Annotated in this window: 2 protein-coding genes; both read left to right on the plus strand. The window is 43.3% G+C overall.

Annotated elements, in window-relative coordinates:
- Positions 1-1,240 precede the first annotated feature (1,240 nt).
- Positions 1,241-4,267, plus strand: coding sequence for a hypothetical protein (locus F6K20_RS22350; protein ID WP_287296063.1), 3,027 nt, complete (start codon positions 1,241-1,243; stop codon positions 4,265-4,267).
- Positions 4,245-4,464, plus strand: a 220-nt coding sequence (locus F6K20_RS22355) for a helix-turn-helix domain-containing protein (RefSeq protein ID WP_287296065.1), incomplete at its 3' end; no start/stop codon positions are given. The genes F6K20_RS22350 and F6K20_RS22355, both read left to right, overlap by 23 nt.

Here is a 4,464-nt window from a genome sequence, read left to right on the forward strand (position 1 = left end):
CTGTTATCCCAGTATTTAGTCAGAAGTAACAAAATTGACTTAAAAAATATTCTAACTCCAACCGGGTGCATCTCAATGCATGCTGTTTGAGCCGGTGGTGCGTTACGGAACGGGCTGTCCTAACCGAGCGCGAAGTGGCGGAAAATTAAGGCTCGCCCGTCCCTAACGCACCCTACAAAACTGTCTTATAACTCCTAATCTCCTTACCTCCTATCTCCTAATCTCCTAACCTCCTAACCTCCTAACCTCCTATCTCCTGTTATCCCAGTATTTAGTCAGAAGTAACAAAATTGACTTAAAAAATATTCTAACTCCAACCGGGTGCATCTCAATGCATGCTGTTTGAGCCGGTGGTGCGTTACGGAACGGGCTGTCCTAACCGAGCGCGAAGTGGCGGAAAATTAAGGCTCGCCCGTCCCTAACGCACCCTACAAAACTGTCTTATAACTCCTAATCTCCTTACCTCCTATCTCCTAATCTCCTAACCTCCTAACCTCCTAACCTCCTATCTCCTGTTATCCCAGTAGTTAGTCAGCAATAGCAAACTTGACTTAAAAAATATTCTAACTCCAACCGGGTGCATCTCAATGCATGCTGTTTGAGCCGGTGGTGCGTTACGGAACCGGCTGTCCTAACCGAGGGCGAAGTGGCGGAAAATTAAGGCTCGCCCGTCCCTAACGCACCCTACAAAACTGTCTTCTAACTCCTAATCTCCTAACTCCTAACCTCCTAATCTCCTTACCTCCTTACCTCCTTACTTTCTCCTAATCTCCTTACCTCCTAATCTCCTTACCTCCTTACCTCCTTACCTCCTTAGTTAAAAATTCTCTTAAAGAAGGATATGACATTAATCACTGAATCAAAATAAATTTCTAATTATCTCACAATTAGCTGAACCCAAAACAAAAAAAAATATTAATTATAAGTCTGGCTTTTATTTACAAAATTTCATACATTCCCGTTAATTTTTGTGAGAGTCTTTATATAAGGCTTCGAGGCCAATGAGCTCAGAAAATAAACAGTCCCAAATTCACCATAGATTCATTGTCTGGAAGATCAAACCCTTATAACTATCTTCAAAGTCGCGCCCAAAAAAAAATTTATATTTTTGTAACTTATAGGCTGAAATTATTACCCAGTAAGGATTTAATCTTGCATGTTCCCTCCCCAGCAAAAACACCTATTTTTTTGTGACCAAAAAAAACGTAGTAAACTGCAAATCGTGTGTAAATAACTACCTATGAGCAACTCTCTACTTGTTCCCATTAATCTCGATGCTCTGTGTCTGGCCAACGACGAGCTAGTCCTCGATACCATGGCAGACTACAGCCTACTACCCTACAAATACCAAGACGAAACCCATGGCTCTGGACAAGACAACCTCAGTGAACAGATTCTCGCCCCCTTATTCAACCAGCAATTGACTTTGGAAGCGGGCATCCATCTCCATTGGTCTATACCCGATGCCCTAACCACTGGAACCCATGAGACATTCACTACTTTCCCTCAAGTTCCCAATCGTTGGCTGATTATACGCCAAGGAGGAAGCAAAGAAGATAAACAATGGGTAATCGAGAGTGACTATCTCTATCCTGAACGACCAGCAGAGGATGATAGCGCACCACCAAAAGCGATTAATATTCTGATTGACCCACCGGATTTAAGTACTGTAGATCCTAACGATGCCAGCACTTATCAATATCAACGTTACCGCTATATGGGGCGAAGTTGGGAACTGGGAGAATGGCAATCTGATAGTACTAGTAAAGAATATGCTGCTGCTTTAACTGCTGTGGGCACCAATGCCAATGTACCCGTATTGGATACAGTTAAAGTAACTTTTGCAGCCTTTTATCCTAACTCCTATAGCGTTTTTGGCTTCCACGACCCTGATTATCCCACCCAGACTCCTGAGGAAGGCTTACAGTATGATGTGGTGGGTTGGTACAGTGATGGTGGACAGGATTGTATCCAAGAGTTCTTAGCCGAAAATAGTGGGGTAACTGACTCTGAAGAGTTACTGGCATTGCTACAGGAAGACTTTAGTTGGACAATTGAGCCAACAGAAGCCATTCCACCCCAGACTATCTATCACTCTCGCATCACCTTTAGTGGTAGTGGTGGTTCCGTAGATCCAGATTTATCCCAACCTAACCTAGCGGTGGGAGATTCCCCCGCCGAAGCCCTGGCTGCTTACTTGGCAAATTCCTATCCCAATAAGGATCAGGCGATTGATGAAGATCCTAACAATACCATTGGCAAAGTCGTTGAAGAACAATTAGAAGCCCTACAAATATTACAAAAGTTAGAATCTCAAAAACTCGATATGTATGCCAAATTCCGGCAAGGAAGACACGAAGTGGGGTTTGGTACGGAAAAAAATGGCTATCTGTGGTCAATTATGCCCCAGGTTTCTAAAAATGAGTCAGAAACCACCGATACTTCTCAACAAAATGACTTAACTTTGCCCGATGATTTAGCTCAATCCCTGAATCAACTCAACATCATCCAAGAGCAATATAATCAGGCTCAGCTAGACATAGAATCCTTGCAGCGTCGGTTATATAGCCAATGGTACATTTATGAGAAGGGCGATCCTAACTTCTACGGAGATGTGAATGATTACAGCCTGGTGCCTTTGCGAACAGCCATGGCTGCTGCAGGAGAAATCGAATTTTCAGGACAGGGAACCAGCACCACCGTAACAGCAAAAACCTTGCCTTTTCAGGTTATATCAAGGTTAAATTTCTATTTCACTGATTATGTTGAAATAATGGATAACGCTGCGGGTAACGACTTTAGCGGCTGGGCAGAGATGAATGTAGAATTTGCCAATTGTGGAGTAACACTATCGGATAATCGAACTGTTGAAGCAGATAATCCGGGGGGAGACTTTTCTGAAGGTAAAACTTGGAATGTTATTGATGGAGGACAAACCTATCCCGTTAAAGTAGAAGGAGGGATTTTGACTATCTATATTCCCCCTACAGCCTCTCAAATCGCCTATAACCTGGTTAATGCTATTCGTAACTTAGGAAGTGCGATCGCTAGTTATACCACTTCCACGACCCAATATCGCCTCAGTCAAGTTCCTAGTGAAAATTACTGGCGTCCTAGCGATCCTTTTGTCCTCTTGACGGGAGATGCGGCCAAAGCTTCCAATCGTTTCGGACAGGATGGACGGTTGCGGGATGACGATTTACTCCAATGCTACCCCATCGATTTTGAGGTTACGAACATTACCAGCGATATCAATGGGCTTTTAGCGCAAATTGATAGCCTGAAACCCCAATCGGGAGAAGACTCAATTAACTTTAATACCTGGAATCAGCAACCTTGGAATCCCTTTGCTTTTGAGTGGAATGTCTTGAACTATCCTAGTCGTGAGATGACGGAGGGAGTGGTTCAAGATTATCAAGCCAATCAAATTCTTGATAACTATAGCTTAGAACCTAATGCCATCGACCTCCAACTGAAACCTGGCAAAGAAAGCAGTTTTGTCGAGAATGGTAATAGTTATACAGGGTTCAGTATTTTAACCCCGTCGGTGGGAGAAGAGTTAAGTGGACAATTGACTCGTTATTTAGATGCACAACTTCTACCCACCTACTACTACGAAAATAATATTCCCGAAGACGACCAAACCCCAGACTACTTAAGTGAGAATTTTGAGACGGTTAAATCTTGGTATGAGGCGACAGACGATGTTCAGGGAATGACTGACGAGCAAAAAGCCCAAGATACAATTTACGTAGCCTTGTGGGCTTATGAACAGATGGAAACCTTAGACTGTCAAGCCCAAACCATCGGTGGGTTTAACGATACCATCATGCTCTCCCAACCCACTCTGCAACTAGAAGTGGACGATCCTCTCTCCACCAACGATGTGGCACAATTTATTACCGATCAGGTGCGTTGGACTTTAGGAGATAGCACCATTCAATACGAGTTCCTCGATGGGGACATTTTCAACCCCATCCGCAGTGGAGGAATGACCATTGATCAACTGTGGTTAGTGGATAGTTATGGAAGACATTTTACAGTCATTGACCCAAATGCAGGACAAGTAGACTTGGTAACCAGTAGCCGGATGACTCCTCCGGATTCCTCTGCTATTTATCAATTTTTATTGGCACCTCGTCTCGCCCAACATGCCCGTCTCAACTTCCACTGGTTATCAGCCAATGAACCCAGCGAGATTGAAATGACTACTAAGCCAGCTCGAAATCCCGTTTGCGGTTGGATTGTACCCAATAGAAAAAATTGAAAATCAAAAAGTCCGGCTAATAAAGCCTGGGGGAGGTGCTGGACAAAAATTATCAATTGAAGACCAAATAGTCTTGACATTAATTTACTTACGACATCACATAAACTTTCAACTTCTCGGACTACAGTTCCAGGTGAGTGAATCTAAAGCAAACTCTACTTTTAACTACTGGCAATCTATTTTCAGGGAAGCTCTAC

The sequence above is a fragment of the Moorena sp. SIO2C4 genome (assembly GCF_010672485.1).
GTDB lineage: Bacteria > Cyanobacteriota > Cyanobacteriia > Cyanobacteriales > Coleofasciculaceae > Moorena > Moorena producens.

Excerpts from the sequence above, each read along its gene's own strand:
- F6K20_RS22350 (WP_287296063.1), top strand. The coding sequence starts at position 1,241 with ATGAGCAACTCTCTACTTGTTCCCATTAATCTCGATGCTCTGTGTCTG.